At 34.8% G+C, this 17,642-nt stretch carries 19 protein-coding genes; 13 read left to right on the top strand and 6 right to left on the bottom strand.

The annotated features are described in order from the left end of the window. Window positions 1–86 precede the first annotated feature (86 nt). Window positions 87–677 carry a hypothetical protein gene (locus FLAPXU55_RS12145; protein WP_053470345.1) on the bottom strand — a complete coding sequence of 197 codons (591 nt, stop codon included), beginning with the start codon at window positions 675–677 and terminating at the stop codon, window positions 87–89. 201 nt (window positions 678–878) lie between these two features. Here FLAPXU55_RS12145 and FLAPXU55_RS12140 point away from each other — a divergent pair, with 201 nt between their 5' ends. Both FLAPXU55_RS12140 and FLAPXU55_RS12135 read left to right on the top strand, forming a co-directional pair. Next, a complete protein-coding gene (locus FLAPXU55_RS12140) occupies window positions 879–1,400 on the top strand; it encodes a PPC domain-containing DNA-binding protein (RefSeq protein ID WP_219637260.1) in 522 nt (173 codons plus the stop codon). A gap of 30 nt (window positions 1,401–1,430) precedes the next feature. Further along, complete coding sequence (locus FLAPXU55_RS12135) at window positions 1,431–1,799, top strand: hypothetical protein (RefSeq protein WP_053470347.1); 369 nt, start codon at window positions 1,431–1,433, stop codon at window positions 1,797–1,799. Between the two features lies 1 nt (window position 1,800). Here the strand turns inward: FLAPXU55_RS12135 and FLAPXU55_RS12130 are convergent, their stop codons facing one another. Further along, complete coding sequence (locus FLAPXU55_RS12130; RefSeq protein WP_180857877.1) at window positions 1,801–2,613, bottom strand: helix-turn-helix domain-containing protein; 813 nt, start codon at window positions 2,611–2,613, stop codon at window positions 1,801–1,803. A gap of 83 nt (window positions 2,614–2,696) precedes the next feature. Beyond that, window positions 2,697–3,716: an SDR family NAD(P)-dependent oxidoreductase gene (locus FLAPXU55_RS12125; RefSeq protein WP_180857876.1), complete on the bottom strand. Its 1,020-nt coding sequence runs from the start codon at window positions 3,714–3,716 to the stop codon at window positions 2,697–2,699. 157 nt (window positions 3,717–3,873) lie between these two features. On the opposite strand from FLAPXU55_RS12125, the gene FLAPXU55_RS12120 reads away from it, so the two are divergent. From FLAPXU55_RS12120 to FLAPXU55_RS12110, 3 genes are all read left to right on the top strand, one after another. Next, entirely contained in the window at window positions 3,874–4,512 is a 639-nt protein-coding gene (locus FLAPXU55_RS12120) for an NAD(P)H-binding protein (RefSeq protein ID WP_180857875.1), read from the top strand. 131 nt (window positions 4,513–4,643) lie between these two features. Beyond that, complete coding sequence (locus tag FLAPXU55_RS12115; protein ID WP_180857874.1) at window positions 4,644–5,240, top strand: biliverdin-producing heme oxygenase; 597 nt, start codon at window positions 4,644–4,646, stop codon at window positions 5,238–5,240. A gap of 5 nt (window positions 5,241–5,245) precedes the next feature. Beyond that, complete coding sequence (locus FLAPXU55_RS12110; protein WP_180857873.1) at window positions 5,246–7,519, top strand: ATP-binding protein; 2,274 nt, start codon at window positions 5,246–5,248, stop codon at window positions 7,517–7,519. A gap of 4 nt (window positions 7,520–7,523) precedes the next feature. Here the strand turns inward: FLAPXU55_RS12110 and FLAPXU55_RS12105 are convergent, their stop codons facing one another. From FLAPXU55_RS12105 to FLAPXU55_RS12095, 3 genes are all read right to left on the bottom strand, one after another. Continuing rightward, window positions 7,524–8,432, bottom strand: coding sequence for a phytanoyl-CoA dioxygenase family protein (locus tag FLAPXU55_RS12105; protein WP_180857872.1), 909 nt, complete (start codon window positions 8,430–8,432; stop codon window positions 7,524–7,526). Window positions 8,433–8,435: 3 nt separating this feature from the next. Continuing rightward, complete coding sequence (locus FLAPXU55_RS12100; protein ID WP_180857871.1) at window positions 8,436–8,987, bottom strand: hypothetical protein; 552 nt, start codon at window positions 8,985–8,987, stop codon at window positions 8,436–8,438. A 168-nt stretch (window positions 8,988–9,155) separates the two neighbouring features. Further along, entirely contained in the window at window positions 9,156–9,512 is a 357-nt protein-coding gene (locus FLAPXU55_RS12095) for a hypothetical protein (RefSeq protein WP_180857870.1), read from the bottom strand. A 192-nt stretch (window positions 9,513–9,704) separates the two neighbouring features. Between FLAPXU55_RS12095 and FLAPXU55_RS12090 the strand changes: the two genes are divergently transcribed. From FLAPXU55_RS12090 to FLAPXU55_RS12055, 8 genes are all read left to right on the top strand, one after another. Then, on the top strand, window positions 9,705–10,274 hold the full coding sequence (locus tag FLAPXU55_RS12090) for a Crp/Fnr family transcriptional regulator (protein ID WP_053470356.1): 570 nt from the start codon (window positions 9,705–9,707) through the stop codon (window positions 10,272–10,274). Window positions 10,275–10,403: 129 nt separating this feature from the next. After that, window positions 10,404–11,198, top strand: coding sequence for a type 1 glutamine amidotransferase domain-containing protein (locus tag FLAPXU55_RS12085; RefSeq protein WP_219637259.1), 795 nt, complete (start codon window positions 10,404–10,406; stop codon window positions 11,196–11,198). Between the two features lie 85 nt (window positions 11,199–11,283). Then, on the top strand, window positions 11,284–11,586 hold the full coding sequence (locus tag FLAPXU55_RS12080) for a putative quinol monooxygenase (protein ID WP_180857869.1): 303 nt from the start codon (window positions 11,284–11,286) through the stop codon (window positions 11,584–11,586). A gap of 117 nt (window positions 11,587–11,703) precedes the next feature. Beyond that, on the top strand, window positions 11,704–11,934 hold the full coding sequence (locus tag FLAPXU55_RS12075; protein WP_123924577.1) for a hypothetical protein: 231 nt from the start codon (window positions 11,704–11,706) through the stop codon (window positions 11,932–11,934). 369 nt (window positions 11,935–12,303) lie between these two features. Then, entirely contained in the window at window positions 12,304–13,269 is a 966-nt protein-coding gene (locus FLAPXU55_RS12070) for an alpha/beta fold hydrolase (protein WP_180857969.1), read from the top strand. Between the two features lie 51 nt (window positions 13,270–13,320). Continuing rightward, on the top strand, window positions 13,321–14,340 hold the full coding sequence (locus FLAPXU55_RS12065) for an MBL fold metallo-hydrolase (protein WP_180857868.1): 1,020 nt from the start codon (window positions 13,321–13,323) through the stop codon (window positions 14,338–14,340). A 38-nt stretch (window positions 14,341–14,378) separates the two neighbouring features. Then, window positions 14,379–15,752 (top strand): alginate export family protein, encoded by a 1,374-nt coding sequence (locus tag FLAPXU55_RS12060; RefSeq protein ID WP_180857867.1) that lies wholly within the window; start codon window positions 14,379–14,381, stop codon window positions 15,750–15,752. Window positions 15,753–15,997: 245 nt separating this feature from the next. Beyond that, entirely contained in the window at window positions 15,998–17,104 is a 1,107-nt protein-coding gene (locus FLAPXU55_RS12055; protein ID WP_180857866.1) for an alkene reductase, read from the top strand. The last annotated feature ends 538 nt before the right edge of the window (window positions 17,105–17,642 follow it).

The raw sequence follows: 17,642 nt of genomic DNA, 5'->3' as shown, positions 1-17,642 counted from the left end.
ATCAGTTAGCTAGTGATCAGTGAATAGTAAAAAGTAAAAAGCCTGTAGATTTCTCTACAGGCTTTTTTTTGAATTAATAGTCAAATTTAGTCTTTATATAAAATAATAACAGCTTTATATCCAGTTCCAACATTCCATTGGCTGGCTTCAATCACTTTTCCGTTGTCGTCATAAACCTGAAATTCGGCTGTGTTTGGTGATGCTGAGCCTTCGTTTAAAGCTTCAAAATCAATTTTGTTCATTCCTTTTACCAGGTTTATTTTAAATCCTTTAAATTCTCCTACCAGACTAACTTCCGGTTCTATCACTTTATCATTAAGATATACTCTAATTTTATCACCGTCAACAAAAGCAGCATCACGATAACGAATGGTTGAGGTTGTTGATTTGGTTACAAAACCACCTAAATATTCATTTCTTCTGTAAAAAATACCTTCAACATTTGCCTCTCTTTTATAAAGCGTGTTGTCCTTAAAAAGTTCCTCCGGGTTTATTTTTAAAACAATCGGATCTTTTGCAAGAGTAGGTTCATCCGGCGGCGGCGTTTCCGTTGGCGGAATAACTTCTTTAGTTTCCGGAGTTTTAGATTGAATAGGCTGATATTTCCCTTTAACTTCTCCCTGAGAATAAGCTTGAAGTGAAGTAACGATTATAATTAAAAACAATATTCTTTTCATACTTAAATTTATTTTGAAATGTATAGAAGCAATTTTGACTTCTAAATATCTATTTATAACAATTGATTAAGGCATTTATTGCCCAAAAAAGTAATTAAATAGCAAGATGTAGAAGTTTTGTAATAATCGTATCGAAATAGTGTAAAGATTTGTTTACATATCTGGGTAATTTTAAAATTGTAATTATTTAATATTCAGGAGATGCATTTATCATTTAGAAAAATAGTATTTGGAGCATTTTTATGTATGGCTGTAAGTGTGCAGGCGCAGCAAAAAAATGACAATGAAAAATGCCGTTATACCAAAACGACTTATGGTTATTTGATGGTTTTGCGTGAGGGAGATAATGTACTCAGCTTGATTGAAAACTTAGCAAAAGAACAGCAGGTTCCTTCGGCAAACTTTAGCGGAATTGGTTTTGCGCAGGAAGTTACTTTTGGATTTTACGATTTTAATCAAAAGAAATTTAATCCTAAAACATTCAATAAAGTCGAAATGGGAAGTTTAACGGGCTCGATTGCATGGAATGAAGGAAAACCATCCCTGCACATTCACGGAGTTGCCACAGATGATAAATTTGATGCTTATGGCGGACATATTCTTGCGCTGAAAGTTGGAACAGGTTCTATGGAAATTTATATAACGGTGAATAGTGAAAAACTCGAAAGAAAAATAGAACAGCCTTTGAATGCTAATGTATTACAGCTTCCGTGCATAAAATAAATTTAAAGTTTACAAACTAAAATTATAATTATGAAATCATTTTTTAAATCAAATATAGCCTTACTCTTTATTCTGATTACAGTTTTATTTTCATGTAAAAATAATCAGGATGGCTACAGTGATGAAATTGAAACCACCACTGTAACAGACAGTACAAAAAAGCCTGTAGACAGTACAGGTACAAATGAAACCGGAACGAATAAAAGTACGGGCAAGCCAATTACAGGCGCTGCAAGTTCGACGACCAATAAAGACTTAGGAAAAGAAGGTACTGCAAAAGGCGGAACCGGAACGGGAATAGGACCAGGCGAAGATGCTCAGGATGGTGCTACTTATACCAGCTCTTCAAAAAAGCAAAATATTGATAAAGATTCGGTTAGAATAAAACCAAGAAAATAATTTATTCAATACTGGCTAATGCTGTTGGTGAATAACCAAATTGTTTTTTGAACGCAAAAGAGAAATGGGAAAGATTTTCAAAACCAACTTCGTAATATATTTCGGTTGGCTTTTTTTTATTCTCTGCCAAATGATAATGTGCTAATTCAAGCCTTTTTTTAGTAAGCCATTTTTGAGGAGTTGTATTAAAGTACTTTTTAAAATCGCGATTAAAAGTAGATAAACTGCGGCCTGTTAAATAACCCAATTTTTCCATTGGCATATTAAACATAAAATTACGCTGCATAAAATCGATCAAATCAATTTTTCCCGGTTCGTCAAAGCTTGCTAAAACAGCATCAATTCTTTTGTCGATTGTTCTTAAAATAGTGATCGCTTCGGTTATTTTTAAAGAAGCAATATCTTCTGGAAAATCGCCTTCAATATCAAAATAAGGCATTAAGGAAGCCAGACAGCTTTCTAACAACGGATGATTGCTGTAAGAAATGATTTTTTGTTCAGAAGTTGTTTTGGCGCTTAAATCTACATTCTTATAAAACTCTTTTAAACGTTTTACCGAAAGATGCATAACAACCGTTTTATGCGGCTGTCCATTTTTGGGATAATTGATAATAGTTGCCAGTAAATTTCTGGGAATAAGGAAAATATCTCCGGCTTTAAAAGTAAAAACGGCATCGGTTTGTATGATTTTGGTTTCTCCGGAAATAAACCAAATCAGCATATGATCATCAAAAACCAAATCAGATTTGAAGAACTTATCTTCATAACAAGAAAGTTTGATCTCAGGAGTTAAATATTTTGATATATGTTCCATTTTACAACTGTTTTAACCGCCAGGCTTTTTCTTCGATTATCAAAGATAAAAATCCTGACGGTATATTATTTTCTAAATCCTGATTAAATAACGTCAAATGACATTCCTAATAAACGTTCGCTTAAATCCCAAAGCCTTTTTGCATTATCCTGATCTAAAGCATAAGGCTGAACGCCAAATATAGTTGAAGGATCATCAAATTTGTGTTCGACTTCTCCAAGATCTAATCGGGCAACATCAGCATCTTCACAATAAACACCGCCAATATTGTTCAATAAAGGACTTACAGCGCACCAAACCGTAGTTGCAGCGCCTTGATGTACGTTTTTTAATAAAACAGCAACTTCTGGTTTTAAATTCCCGTCCTGATCATGCGTTCCTATTTGTTTGAATAATTCAATAGGTTCATCTCTTCCTAAATCAGTTCCCAAAACACTTCCCGGATGCAGGGAATAAGCTCTTACATTAAACTCTTTTGCACGATTGTCCAGTTCTAAAGCAAATAAATTACAGGCCGTTTTTGATTGTCCGTAACCTTGCAAAGTATGATATTCACGGTGAAGAAAATTAGGATCGTCAAAATTAAACGGCGCCATTTGATGACCGTATGAAGATACATTTATGACTCTCGTGCCATTTGCTTTTTTTAACGCCGGAAATAATTTTGCTGTAAGCTGAAACTGTCCCAAATAATTGGTTACCAATTGCGATTCGTAACCACGATCGTCTCTGCGTAACGGAACCCACATAATTCCTGCGTTATTAATAAGAAGATGAAGCGGTCTTCCTGAAGAAAGGAATTTTGATGCAAACGAATCTATAGAATTCGGATTCATAAAATCTAAAGCTTCTAACTCTACATTGGCAATTCCGTCAAGATTTTTTTGCGCTTTTGCAATATCTCTCGCCGCCACAATTACAGTTGCTCCGGCATTTACAAGTGTTTTAGTAGTTTCTAAACCAATGCCCGTGTGTCCGCCCGTTACAATAGCAATTTTTCCTGTTAGGTCAATTCCTTTAATTACATCTGCAGCAGTTGATTTTGCATTAAATCCTGATTGTAAAGGGATTTGTAATGCTCCCTGATAATTATTTGTTTTCATTTTTATAAATGTTTAATTGTTATGAAGCAAAATTATAGAGAAGCAAAACTTTCGATTTTGTTTAAAACGCCAATTTACTTTGTTTAAAACGTCATTTTCAATTCATTGTTTTTAAGTATCTTTAACGCTGTACAACCAGTCAATTAAACCTGAATTTATGAAAGCATTGGTAATTGGGGCTACAGGCTCAACCGGGAAATTTTTGGTAGAAGAACTGCTCAAGGATAATGATTATTCTTCTGTCGTAACTTTTGTTAGAAAACCTTCGGGCAAAGAACATCCTAAATTAACAGAACACATTGTCAATTTTGATGATATTGAATCCTTTAAAGATCAGATAAACGGAGGTGTTTTGTTTTCCTGCCTCGGAACAACTTTAAAAGCTGCAGGATCTAAAGAAAAACAATGGAAGATAGATTTTGATATTCCGGCTGCATTTGCCGTTGCGGCGAAACAAAATGGAGTAAAATCTTTTGTACTCGTTTCTTCTTACGGAGCTTCTGCGACAAGTAGTGTTTTTTACTCTAAAATGAAAGGAAAGCTGGAAGATTATATCGCCGAACTTAATTTTGAGCAGTATATTATTTTTAGACCGGGACCTTTGGTACGTGAAGATACTGACCGACTGGGCGAAAAAATTTCGGTTAAACTTTTCAATTTCCTCAATTCAATTGGCATCCTTACCAAGTTTAAACCGCTTGAAACACAGCTTTTGGCACAGAAATTAGTGAAGGCCCCAAAAATACTTCCAGCGGGAAAGAAAATAATAGAACTTAAAGAAATTTTTAAATTTTAATATTTGAAAAAGAAATAACGCAATTAAAAAGAAATTGTAATAGATTTTTTAAAAAATTGGCAATGTTTTTTTATAAATTTGTTTTTAGTGAGAAATAAAAAGATTCTCCTAACAGCATAACATTACCTACAATGAACACAAACCCCGCTTCTTTGCTTTCTTCAGAATTTCTGACGGATATAAAAACACAAACCGCTACTTCTCATAAAAAATTAGAAAGCCTTCCGGTGTCAGCTTCTATTTTGTCTCCAGAGATGAAAATCGAAGATTATATTCAATATTTGAGTTTAATGCATGACGTTCATAAAAATACGGAAGACACAATATATCCCTTACTTTCTGGTATTGTTGAAGATTTAGAACAAAGAAAAAAAACACATCTTATTGAAGAAGATTTTCTTTTCCTTCATCACCAAAAAACAGGATCGGCAAAGGTTTTTGATCGTTCAGAAATGACAGTTCCTTTTGCGCTGGGCGTTTTGTATGTTATTGAAGGTTCAAGTTTAGGCGGAAGATTTATACTAAAAAACATTGTACTTAACCCGCAGCTCTCTAACGATCTGGGTGTATCGTATTTTAAAGGTTACGGAGACAAAACAGGCAGCTACTGGAAAAATTTTCTAAATGTACTTGCTGAATATGAACAAGATTATAATTGTGCAGACGATATCATAAAAGGAGCTATATATGCTTTTGATAGTATTTACAATCACTTTGAGAAGGCATAAAGAAAATGAAGATTAAAGATATAGTTAATCGCAATATTGTTACACTAACCAACTGTGAGCACGAACCAATCCATATTCCGGGAAGTATACAGCCACATGGTTTTTTAATTGGTCTGAATGCCGATTGGAAAATAGATTTTTGTACCGCTAATATTGCTGAATTTATTGATATACAGCATACCGAAGTATTAGGAAAGGATTTAACAGCAGTTTTTGGTTCAAAATCGCAGGAGCAGATTTTAGAATATTTAAATGAAGATAAAATTCAGAATGTATTTCCACTTGAAATAAATTTGCTCGAAAAGCAATTTCAGCTAAGCATTCACAAGAGTTTTGATATTTATGTTCTTGAGGCAGAACCAAAATTTCCCGATAGAGAAAAACTGGCTGATGTTTATACGCAGACTATTCAGTTTGTAACCCAAATGAACAATACAAGTTCTCTTAAAGACCTGTGTGCACTTGTTGCGCAGGGAACGCGCGAAATTACCGGTTATGACCGTGTTATGATTTATCGTTTTGATGAACAGTATAATGGTGAAGTAATTGCCGAAAACTGCAGGGAAGACCTTGAACCTTTTTTAGGTTTGCATTATCCGCATACCGATATTCCGCCTCAGGCGAGAGAATTATATATAAAAAACCAGCTCAGGTTAATTGTTGATATTGATTATAAACCCGTTCCTATTTTTACGATTGATGATAACAGAGAAGATAAGAATCTGGATTTAAGCCTTTCGATACTTAGAAGCACGTCTCCAATTCATGTTCAATATTTAAAAAATATGGGCGTTGGCGCGACACTAACGATTTCACTTATTCATCAGGACAAACTTTGGGGCTTAATAGCCTGCCATCATTATTCTAAAAAGAATATTTCGCCGGAAATCAGGCTCGCAGCAAAACTTCAGGGGCAGTTTATTACCTCTCAAATCGATATACGACAATCAAATGATGAAAATGTAAATGCCAGAAAAACATCTTTGGCACTCGAATTATTATCCGGTTTAGAACTTCCGCTTACAGAGGATTCATTAGAAACGATTATCAAGTCACCACAATTATTGAATATTTGTAATGCGTCTGGAGTTTCTGTTTTAGTAAAAGATAAAATTTACAAAAACGGTTTAACGCCATCAAATGAACAGATTATAAGCTTAATTGAATCGATTAATAAAAAAACAACAGACAAAACATTTAGCACAAATAAGCTAAGGGACCATTTTCCGGAAATGGAAGAATGCTCTGATTTTGCTGGTATTATTTATCATTCTCTCGACAGTGCCAACCATATAATCTGGTACAGGCCCGAAACAATTTCAGAAATTAATTGGGGAGGCGATCCCGAAAAAGCTATTGTAAAAGACAGCAACGGCCTGCATCCCAGAAATTCATTTAATATCTGGAAACAAATTATTAAAAACCAAAGCAACATCTGGAAGCAGTACGAAATTAATGCCGCAACCCAGTATGCACATACGCTTCACAACCATTTGATGATGATAATGCTTAGTGAAGAGGAAGAAAAATACCGTACGCAAAGCGAAATTTTGCGCGAAACCAATGCTGAACTTGAAAATATCAACTGGATTAGTACACACGATTTGCAGGAACCGCTGCGCAAAATTCAGTTAATTACTTCAAAAATGCTGACAGAATTAGATGTTATTCCGTTAGAATCCATTTCCAGTTCCTTAGTAAGAGTATCAAAATCTGCAGCAAGAATGCGGGTTTTACTAGAAGATATCCTAAAGTTTACGCGAATAAAATATACCAGAGATGCTTTGCAAGAAGTTGATCTGAATCAGATTTTGGAGATTACTTTAGCAGAGATGAAAGAAAATATCGCTGAGAAGAATGCAGTTATAGAAAGTGAAAACCTTCCCGAAGTTCACGCCATTGGGTTTTTAATGCGTCAGTTATTTTCTAATATTATTCAAAATTCATTAAAATACGCTTCGCAGGAAAGAACGCCGGTAATTAAAATCACGGCTTCAAAAGAGGCGGAATTGGTGGGGCATTCTAATAAAATTTACTGCCATTGGGTTAATTTTTCTGATAACGGAATTGGTTTTGAACAGCAGTATGCCGAAACAATTTTTAAAGTTTTTACAAGACTGCATAATCAGGATGAATACGGCGGCTCTGGCGTAGGTTTGGCTTTATGCAAAAAAATTATGCAGACAGTTGGCGGCAATATTTATGCAACGGGAAAATTAGGAGTAGGGACAGATATAAAAATTTATTTTCCGTGCAATCCGGAAGATTCACTTATATAAAAAATCAAATCCATTCTCCGGATGCATCATAATCATCTGGCAGATAGGTAAGATATTGTACCATTCTTGGACTTAAACCTTTATTTGGTGATGCACAATGCGGTAAAGTATTGTTCCAGATTATAAAATCGCCTGCATTGCCAGTAATCGGTTCTGGTCGTAAGGTTTCGATGGCTTTGTTTCTTGGATTTTCATTTGGTTCAAGATCATTGAGCCAGTCATTGATTTTATTATGAAATCCCGGAACGCAATGAAAAGCGCCGTCATCAATACCGCAGTCTGTAAGATAGAGCAGTCCCTGAAATCCAAAAGTAATGGGCTGTTTTAAACTAATATCCCAATGAAGCGGACTTCCTAAAAAAGTAAACTCGTTAGTTTCAGGCGGATTAAAACTGACTTTGTCAATCGTTTTGTAAATTTTGGTGGAGTTATAAAGCTGTTCGTAAGCCTTTTTTATTCTTGGAGAAAAACGGTTTTTATTTAAAGTTTCGTGATCAGAAAAATTAAGCATTAAACCTTTTTGATCTTTATGTCTTTTGTACCAGCTTTCGCTTTTATCAGGATCCATTTCTAAATAATCCCAAATGGCGTTAACGGTATCTTCGCAGTCTTTTTGCGAAACAGCATTTTTTACAATTACATAACCATTTTTATCCCAAAACTCAAGATCTTGTTCGGAAAGCACATTGTTTACAGTTGCTACGACAGTGTTTCCGTTTTTCTTTTGATTGTTAATCCAGGTTTTAAAAGTTTCAAAATCAGGTTTTTCAAAATATAAAAACTGAACTGTATCTTCCATACTGATACCTAACTGGAACAAGGTTTTAATTTCCAGATCCCATTGTTTATCCGTTATAACAGCGGATGTATTTATAGTGCGGTTCCATAAATTTTCAAGAATATTCCAAGGCATATTTTATTGTTTCAAATCGTCAGGAAGATAATCAAAATACAATTGAAGTGAAAAGTCTCCCATTATAATATCATTTGCCACAAATAAATGACCATTCGGAATGTCACCAACTGCCGCATTTGTTGAAATACTATGAATGCCGCCGCGTAATGAACCTGCTTTAACCGATTCTATATGAATGGGATTCCCTTCTTTATCGACAAGTTCTTGTCCCGGCTGCAATTGCGAAGCAGGAGCATATTTACCGTTACTCAATAAAAAAAGCTGATCTGCGCTGCAGGTAATATTTTTACATGAACCTTGAAAGTCCATTAAATCCAGATAAATCATGCGGGTTTGTTTGCTGCATTCGATACCATTGCTAAACGAAACTTTTGCCTGAGAAGCAGTCAGTTTAACGGTACCCGATTCTAATTTTGCCGAAAAGGCTAAAATTGAATCTCCAATTTGAAAGGATTGGATATCTTTTTCTCCGTTTGGAGTTGAAATTTTTGCAGAATAAGCGAAATCATTACTATTTAAGTGTTTTACAGATTGATTTGGGTTTGTTTTCATATTGTGCCGATATTTAGTTAAACCTGCTTATACGTAATTGTTCTCTCAAATTTAAGCAATTATTTTTTCTTTTTCTAGGTATAAATACCTGTTTTTGTGTTTGTTGCAGGTAAAAAAAAAGTGCTTTATCTTTTGAATAAAGCACTTTAAAATTTTATAAGGTTCAGATTAATCAATTTTATACCCATCGTCGGCAAAAGTTTCCGGCTCGCGGTCATTTTCATCATAATCTTCTACTAAATCATCGTCAAGATCATTTTCATCAAGATCATCTTCTTCATCAAAATCATCTTCTTCTAATTCACTTTCGTCAATATCTTGTTCTAAATCTTCATCGTCATCTCTTTCAAGTGCATTCGAAAATTCATTATCCAGATAATTCTGATCTTCGTTTAAAGAATAAGTGTGTTCAAAATTATTTTGATCCCCAATGTGTTCTTGCTGATATTGATCAACATAGCTCTGATTGTCGTTTGTGAAATTACTATCATCCTGATCGTAATATCTATTATTATCTGCTGTCATATAGAATGTTTTTAAAATTAAGTCAGCAGCGAAACCTTGATTTAAGTTTCACGCTATTTCAAAAGTACTCACATAGTCAGCCTATTTTATTATACGATTTTAGCAAACAATTACTTAATTATCATTGAAGGTTGTAAAGCAGTAATAACGAAAAGCAATAAATCTTTTATCTTTGATTTGCAAAACTGAATTATGGAAAAACTACGAAAGCATATTGAAGAAATTATCCCGGTTACTGATGAAGAATTTGAATCGATAAAACCATTTTTCACCATACGAAAGGTTTTAAAAAATCAATATTTGATTAGTCAGGGCGACGAAGCAAAGTACGAATACATTATTGTAAGCGGAATTTTCAGGGTTTTTTATCTTGATGATGACGGGAAAGAACATATCGTACAGTTTGCAACCGAAAACTGGTGGATGTCTGATTATATTTCCTATTTCAACCAAAAGCCCGCAAACATGTATGTTGTATGTATGGAAGCGGGAGAAGTTTTGTGTTTAACGCTCGAAGGAAGAGAAAAACTTTCGATTGCATTGCACAAAATGGAACACTTTTTCAGGGTAAAACTAACCAAGGGATATATTGCGCTTCAGCAGCGAATAATCTCCTTACTTTCTAACAAACCGGAGCAGCGATATAAAGAATTTGCCAATCTCTATCCCAATTTAATGCAGAAGATTCCCAAAAAATATATTGCAGAATATTTAGGTGTAAGCCGTGAAACCCTTAGCAGGCTTTACTCCGGCAATAAATAGCATCATTAAAACCTATCAAAGTGTGATTTTCGTCACACTTTTTTTGTGACTTGCCTCCTCGCATTCAGGAGGCATGCCTATATAAATTTGTCTTGTAAATAATTCATAACCAATTAAAAAATAATACAGATGAAAAAAATTATGATTTTGACAATGGCACTTTCCTTTTTTGCAGTTAGTGCACAAACTAAAAAAGAAAACAAAGTATCGGAAGAAAAAACAAACCACAAAAAAGAAGCTAAAATGAAAAAGAGAATTTTAATTATTGTATCAAATGCAAATACAATTGGTCCAAACAACAGAAGAACAGGAAGTTTTCTTCCTGAAGTAGCACATCCTTATGCTGAATTTGACAGAGCTAATTATCAAATTGATTTTGCAAGCTTAACCGGAGACACTCCGTATTTAGACGCTCTTAATTTGGCTGGAGATCCAGACAACCTTGCCTTTTTAACCGGGAAAGGATGGGAAACCATGCAAAAAGCAGTAAAGTTATCAAATGTTGATGTAAGTACTTACGATGCCGTTTTTGTTCCCGGCGGATTAGCTCCAATGGTTGATATGCCTGAAAATGCGCTTCTTAAAAAAGTAATTAAAGAAACTTACGAACGCAATGCAGTTGTTGGTGCTGTCTGTCACGGTCCTGTATCTTTACTAAACGTAAAATTAAGCGACGGATCATATTTGGTAAATGGAAAAAACATTACTTCATTTACAGATGAAGAAGAAAAAGGGTACGCGATTGCCGATGTGCCATTTTTATTAGAATCTGCGTTGACAAAACAAGGAGCAAAATTTCACGCAGCAGCAGTTTGGTCAGCCCACAGTATTGCCGACGGAAATTTGGTTACAGGTCAAAATCCTGCATCTGCAAAAGGAGTAGCAGAAAAAATGATTGCTATTTTAGAAGCTCCTAAAAAATAATATGCTGATTGTATTGACCTCTTCCAAAATCAGGCAGAGGTCAATATGATTTTAAAATCAATTATCTCATCAAAAGAAAACAAAAATGAAAAATCAAAATCCAATTCATGTTTTCGCAACATGGAAAGTTAAAGAAGGTCAAATTGAAAACGTTTTGCAGTTATTGAAAACGGTTCAGGAAAAAAGCATTCAGGAAAGCGGTAATCTGTTTTACAACATTCACCAAAGCATTACGGATTTAAATACAATCGTATTGTTTGAAGGATATACAAACGCAGATGCCGTAACAGAACACCGAAACACAGCACATTTTCAGGATTTAGTTTTAGGGCAGATTGTGCCGCTTTTAGACGAAAGAAATATCATTTTGACTTCGCCGATAGAATAAGAATTATTTAAATTGCCCATATTTAATTGTGTAACAAATAGTTAAAATATTGAAACATAATAAAATACCTAATAATTAAATTTGATAAGCTTTATTATAAACTTAAAAAAATTAATTATGAAAACGATATTAAACTCCAAACTACTGGTATGTATTGCTTTAATAGCACTATCAGTTTCTTGTAAAACCAGTTCTTCTTCAGGAACTGCCATGAGAACAGATTCTGATGCTATAAAAGCAGGGGACAGTACATCATTAAATACTGGAACAAAAGGCACAACACGAGCTAACGAAGGAAACGAACCAAGTGACCCGCAGCCAAGTGATGCAAATGCACCTAAAAAATAAATCAATTTTGTAAAAGCAAATACTTTTATAATCTAAAAATCAAAACCGCTTTAATGCGGTTTTTTTTATGCTTGTTAATTTAAAGCAAAGCTAAATCTAAAATCTAAAGTCAAAAATCTAAAATCTAAAATCTAAAATCTAAAATCTAATTTAGTGTTATATCGCCACTTTTACCTCTGATAGCGATATATGGTTATTAATTGCATTTAGTAATATTTGTAAAGTCTTTAGAATAAAGCTTTTCGTTTAAAGGCATCATTTTGGTTTCCCGGTTGGTATTCGATAATCGAAAATCTAAAAAAATTACCAACAATTAATTTTAAAAAAATTATGAAACCAATTTTTAACCAAAATTTCGGGTCTTTAAAAATGTTTACAGGCCTTTTAATCATCAGTTTATTTTCTCTAACCTCTTGTAATAAAAAAGAAGAACCGGCAAAAGCAGCCGAAGAAACTACAATAGCAGAAGATACCGCTGCGGTAAAACCCGCCAATCCACCGGCTAATTTTAAACACCAAACTGCTTTAGTAAATGGTGTCAACATTCACTACGTTATAGGCGGAAAAGGGGAGCCGCTTGTACTTGTTCACGGTTTTGGACAAAACTGGTATATGTGGAATCGTTTATTACCGGAGCTTTCGAAACATTTTACCGTAATCGCACCAGATTTAAGAGGAGTAGGCGAGTCTGATAAACCAGAAGGCGGTTACGACAAAAAAACAATGGCGACCGACATTCATGAATTAGTAAAAAAACTAGGTTATAATAATATCAATCTGGCAGGTCACGATATTGGACTTATGGTAGCGTATGCTTATGCGGCGCAATACGGTTCTGAAGTGAAAAAACTCGCCTTAATGGATGCTTTGCTTCCGGGAATTGAGCCAGTTTGGTCACAGGTTTCTGCTTCTGCATGGTGGTTTGGATTCTTTGCATGGCCAGCTTCTGGAGATATTGTGAAAGGAAAAGAAAAAGAGTTTTTGACTAATTTCTGGCCAATGGTTGGACACGTAAAAGATCCTTTTACTCCAGAAGAAACGGCAGAATTTGTTAGGGCTTATGCCGTAAAAGATGGTGCAAAATCAAGTTTTAAATGGTTTGGAAATTTCTCACAGGACGGAAAAGACAATTTGGTTTTTGCCAAAACAAAACTAAAAATGCCTTTATTAGCAATGGGCGGCGAATATTTTGCAGCAGCATTTTTAAAAGACCATTCTAAACTGGTGGCAGAAAACGTAACCGAATCTAAAATTGCAGGTTCAGGACACTGGCTGGTTCAGGAAAATACCGCGCAGGTTCAAAAAGATCTTTTAGCCTTTTTTACTGCAAAATAACTTCAACTCAATAATTGAAGATTCTAAGCTATTTTCTATAAACCATCGATAATGAAAACTAAAAAAATCATTTTAAGATTTGCAATCCTAGTATTGCTTATTCTAAGTAATACAGCAGCTTACGCACAATTTCCTATGCCGGATCATGTTCCTATCTGGGATGCGAATACGGTAACTTTAAAACTTCATAAAATTGCCGAAAATGTTTATTCAGTTGCGCCGGAAACGGTTGAAGCCGAAACAACAAAAGGTATTGCACAAGCAACATCGGCAGGTTTTATTGTGGGTGAAAAAGGAGTTTTGGTAATTGAAACTTTGCTGAGCAAAAGATTGTACGATCAGTTGTATAAACTAATCAGATCTGTTACTGATAAACCTATTGTTTATGCCGTAAATACCAGCGATCATGGTGATCATTGTTTTGGAAATTATTTGCTTCCAAAAGAAACCATTATCATTCAGAACGAATTCTGCAAAGAAAACCTTTCTAAAAATTACGAGAATATCAAACAATTTATGATTATGCTTTTTGGTAAAGGCAGAGGAATTGAAGAAAGTGTTTATCGTCCGGCAGATATTACAATCGCCATCAATCAAAACCTAAAGATTGATATGGGAAAAGGAAACATTGTTGAGATTATAAATGTGGGAACGGCGCAGTCTCCGGCAGATCTTTTTGTGTATTTAAAATCACCGACGGGAAATGTACTTTGGGCAGGAAATCCATTTATTGCCGAAAGTCCGACAATTCCGTGGTTGTTTGACGGTTATTTTCTGGAACCTGTAAACAACCTGAACAAGATTTATAATATGATTGGCGACAAAGATATTGTAGTTCCGGGACACGGCAGAATTACCAATAAAGCCGGAATAAAATACACGATTGATTATGTTGAAGCATTAAAAACAAATGTTGAAAATGCGGTTAAAAAAGGTCTGACTTTAGAAGAAACTAAAACCGCTGTTAAAATGAAAGAATTTGATAAAGGTTATGAACTTTTTAACTGGCTTCATTTCAATTTCAACATTCCGAATGCGTATAAGGATATCAAACAAAATAGCACAAAATAATGTTGTTTAAGATTTCTAAATGTTTAAAAATAAGGACAATGAAAAATACAATTTTAATAGTGATTTTGTTGATTTCATTGTCCTGTTTTGGACAACAGTATCCTGATTTTAAATCGCTTCGATATGATGAAAATTATAGTTTCCTAAAAAGCGATACAACAACTGATAATTGGTATAAAACAATGAAGTTTCTGCCGCTTTCAGCATCTAAGGAAAATTATATCAGTTTTGGCGGAAGCATTAGATATCAATATTTCTATGCCGAAAATGAAAATTGGGGAGACGGCCCGCAAGACAGCGACGGTTATGTTTTATCACGGTATTTGTTTCATGCAGATTTTCATGCGGGAAATTTTTTCAGGGCTTTTGTACAGACACAAAGCAGTTTAGCCGACAGCAGAATTGACCCAAGTCCGGTTGATCAAAATCCGCTTGAAGTGCATCAGGCTTTCGCCGATTTTAATTTCATAAACGAAAAAAATCACAAGCTTATTTTAAGAGCGGGAAGGCAGGAACTCACGTACGGATCACAGCGTTTGGTTGCTATGCGGGACGGGCCAAATAACCGCCAGTCTTTTGATGCTGTAAAATTGATAACTTCAAAAGATAATGTTTCGGCTGATTTTTTCTACAGTCATTTTGTTGTGGCGCACGACGGAATTTTTGATGATAATTCTACTCCCGAAAGGCAGTTTTGGGGCAGTTATTTTGTAATTAATAAAGTTCCAATTATCAAAAATATTGATGTTTATTATTTTGGATATGAAAGAACAAAAGCCACATTTAATGACGGCGCAGGAAAAGAAGAACGACATTCTGTAGGAACCCGAATTTGGGGAAAAACCGAAAACTGGCGTTATGACGGAGAAGCTTTATATCAGTTTGGTGATTTTGCTTCAAAAGATATCAGCGCATGGACAGCTTCAATCAATTTGGGATATCGTTTTAATGAAATAAAATTTCATCCTGAACTGAGTTTTAAGGCCGAAGCGATAAGCGGTGATAAACAAATGGGAGATAATCAATTACAGACATTTAATCCGCTTTTTCCGCGTGGTGGATATTTCGGTTTAGCCTCTATAATTGGGCCGTCAAATCTTCTGGATTTTCACCCCGGAATAAGTTTAGAACTGAGTAAAAATATTGACTGGGTGATCGATTATGATATGTTTTGGAGATACAGCAGCAATGACGGAATTTATGGGCCAAATACTTTTTTGATTTATCCAGGAGACACAACGACAAGCAAGAAAATTGGAAACCAGCTTGAAACTGAGGTGATTTGGCAGCCAAATCCATATCTTTATTTTCGTTTTGAATCGACGTGGTTTAATGCGGGAGATTATATAAAAGCTTCGGGAACGGGAAAAGATATTTTTTTCGCCGGAATCACAATGCAGCTGAATTTTTAGGTTAAAAAAAAATGTAATTAAAATGAATTGGATGATTTGTAATGCCGGATTGAAATTCGGCGTTACAAATCTAAAATAAACCAAATTGAAAATCGGGTTGTATAAATTATGCGTAAACCGGATTGAAATCCGTTAAAAATTTAACCGCCATCCATATGAGTTCCGAAGGAACGGATCATATTGTAGGGCTGGATTTCAATCCAGTTTACGAATATAGGTTGTAAAATTAAAAATCATGAAAAGCTATGAATTATCATAAATTATTTGAACCGTATGAATTAAGCGGAAATCAATTAGCAAACCGTTTTTTAATGGCTCCCATGACGCGTTCAAGAGCTTCACAGCCAGGCGACATTCCAAATGCTTTAATGGCCGAATATTACGCACAGCGAAGTACAGCCGGTATCATAATTACAGAAGCCACTCAGGTTTCATTACAAGGAAAAGGCTATGCGAATACGCCCGGAATTTACAGTAAACAGCAAATAGAAGGCTGGAAATTAATAACAAATGCCGTACATCAAAACGGAAGTAAAATATTTCTTCAGTTATGGCATGTTGGCAGAGTAAGCAGTTCAAAAGTCAACGGATTACAGCCTATTGCGCCTTCGGCATTAATAGCTCAAAATACCAGCGTTTATGTATTTGATGGCGCTGTAAACGGAGATGCGACTTTTGTTCCGGTAGAAGAACCCAGAGCAATGGATAAAGCCGATATCGATACTGTAATTCAAGAATTTGTGCAAGGAGCTAAAAATGCCATTGAAGCCGGTTTTGACGGAGTTGAAATTCACGGCGCAAATGGTTATTTGATCGATCAGTTTTTGCGAAGCAACAGCAATAAAAGAACGGATGAATATGGCGGAACACAGGAAAACAGAATTCGGTTACTAATTGAAATTTCAAAAGAAGTTGCGAATGCCATAGGGAAAGAAAAAACAGGAATAAGATTATCTCCGTTTATCAGTTTTAAAGATATGAATGATCCTGAAATTCTGCAAACGATAATGATTGCTGCGGCTGAATTAAACAAACTGGATGTTGCTTATATTCATCTTTGCGAGGCCGACTGGGATGATGCGCCTCAAATTCCGCTTGATTTTAGAATCGAACTCAGAGATACATTTAAAAAGACCATTATTGCGACAGGAAATAAAACTCCCGAAGAAGCAGAGAAATTACTTGAAGAAAATCTGGTCGATTTAGTTGGCTTTGGCAGAAAATTTTTAACCAATCCCGATTATCCTGCTAAAGTAAAAGAAAACTTCAGGCTAAATGAAATTTCAGATACTCATACTTTATTTGGCGGCGGCACAGCTAGAGGTTATACAGATTATCCTTTTATGAGGTAAATATTTATCACTAAATCACTAAATTATTAATTCAAAAATAAACCCGACAGGTTTTAAAAACCTGTCGGGTTTTCATATTTTAGGTGGGCGGGGCTTCGACTTCGCTCAGCCTGACAATTCTGGATTTATAATATGGATTCGTAAACCGGATTGAAATCCGGCCCTACAATATAAATCGAACCTCCGGTTCTTTTTTAAATTCCGAACAAATAAATTATATCGTAAAAATGAATTTCAATCCGTTAAAAATTTAACCGCATCTATATGAGTTCCGAAGGAACGGATCATATTGTAGGGCTGGATTTCAATCCAGTTTAAAATAATTAAAATACTAAAATACCGAATTTCATTACGGTTTAAAAATAATTGAAATACCGGATTGAAATACGGTTTGCGCTTGTTTAAGTATAATTTAACAGAAAATATCCAATTTCATAACCTCTTGTTTAAAACTATATTTTTTCTGTTAAATAATTTTAGAATAAATTTCTGTTCTTTGCAGTAATAAAATAAGGAATACAGTCTTTGCAGAAAAAAT

This window comes from Flavobacterium panici, from assembly GCF_903819335.1.
Classification (GTDB): Bacteria; Bacteroidota; Bacteroidia; order Flavobacteriales; family Flavobacteriaceae; genus Flavobacterium; species Flavobacterium panici.
This window is presented reverse-complemented; position numbering and strand designations above follow the sequence as displayed.

What these genes read in the sequence shown, in the direction of transcription:
- FLAPXU55_RS12145 (WP_053470345.1), bottom strand. Translation starts at nt 677, where the DNA reads ATGAAAAGAATATTGTTTTTAATTATAATCGTTACTTCACTTCAAGCT.
- FLAPXU55_RS12140 (WP_219637260.1), top strand. Translation starts at nt 879, where the DNA reads ATGCATTTATCATTTAGAAAAATAGTATTTGGAGCATTTTTATGTATG.
- FLAPXU55_RS12135 (WP_053470347.1), top strand. Translation starts at nt 1,431, where the DNA reads ATGAAATCATTTTTTAAATCAAATATAGCCTTACTCTTTATTCTGATT.
- FLAPXU55_RS12130 (WP_180857877.1), bottom strand. Translation starts at nt 2,613, where the DNA reads ATGGAACATATATCAAAATATTTAACTCCTGAGATCAAACTTTCTTGT.
- FLAPXU55_RS12125 (WP_180857876.1), bottom strand. Translation starts at nt 3,716, where the DNA reads ATGAAAACAAATAATTATCAGGGAGCATTACAAATCCCTTTACAATCA.
- FLAPXU55_RS12120 (WP_180857875.1), top strand. Translation starts at nt 3,874, where the DNA reads ATGAAAGCATTGGTAATTGGGGCTACAGGCTCAACCGGGAAATTTTTG.
- FLAPXU55_RS12115 (WP_180857874.1), top strand. Translation starts at nt 4,644, where the DNA reads ATGAACACAAACCCCGCTTCTTTGCTTTCTTCAGAATTTCTGACGGAT.
- FLAPXU55_RS12110 (WP_180857873.1), top strand. Translation starts at nt 5,246, where the DNA reads ATGAAGATTAAAGATATAGTTAATCGCAATATTGTTACACTAACCAAC.
- FLAPXU55_RS12105 (WP_180857872.1), bottom strand. Translation starts at nt 8,432, where the DNA reads ATGCCTTGGAATATTCTTGAAAATTTATGGAACCGCACTATAAATACA.
- FLAPXU55_RS12100 (WP_180857871.1), bottom strand. Translation starts at nt 8,987, where the DNA reads ATGAAAACAAACCCAAATCAATCTGTAAAACACTTAAATAGTAATGAT.
- FLAPXU55_RS12095 (WP_180857870.1), bottom strand. Translation starts at nt 9,512, where the DNA reads ATGACAGCAGATAATAATAGATATTACGATCAGGATGATAGTAATTTC.
- FLAPXU55_RS12090 (WP_053470356.1), top strand. Translation starts at nt 9,705, where the DNA reads ATGGAAAAACTACGAAAGCATATTGAAGAAATTATCCCGGTTACTGAT.
- FLAPXU55_RS12085 (WP_219637259.1), top strand. Translation starts at nt 10,404, where the DNA reads ATGAAAAAAATTATGATTTTGACAATGGCACTTTCCTTTTTTGCAGTT.
- FLAPXU55_RS12080 (WP_180857869.1), top strand. Translation starts at nt 11,284, where the DNA reads ATGAAAAATCAAAATCCAATTCATGTTTTCGCAACATGGAAAGTTAAA.
- FLAPXU55_RS12075 (WP_123924577.1), top strand. Translation starts at nt 11,704, where the DNA reads ATGAAAACGATATTAAACTCCAAACTACTGGTATGTATTGCTTTAATA.
- FLAPXU55_RS12070 (WP_180857969.1), top strand. Translation starts at nt 12,304, where the DNA reads ATGTTTACAGGCCTTTTAATCATCAGTTTATTTTCTCTAACCTCTTGT.
- FLAPXU55_RS12065 (WP_180857868.1), top strand. Translation starts at nt 13,321, where the DNA reads ATGAAAACTAAAAAAATCATTTTAAGATTTGCAATCCTAGTATTGCTT.
- FLAPXU55_RS12060 (WP_180857867.1), top strand. Translation starts at nt 14,379, where the DNA reads ATGAAAAATACAATTTTAATAGTGATTTTGTTGATTTCATTGTCCTGT.
- FLAPXU55_RS12055 (WP_180857866.1), top strand. Translation starts at nt 15,998, where the DNA reads ATGAATTATCATAAATTATTTGAACCGTATGAATTAAGCGGAAATCAA.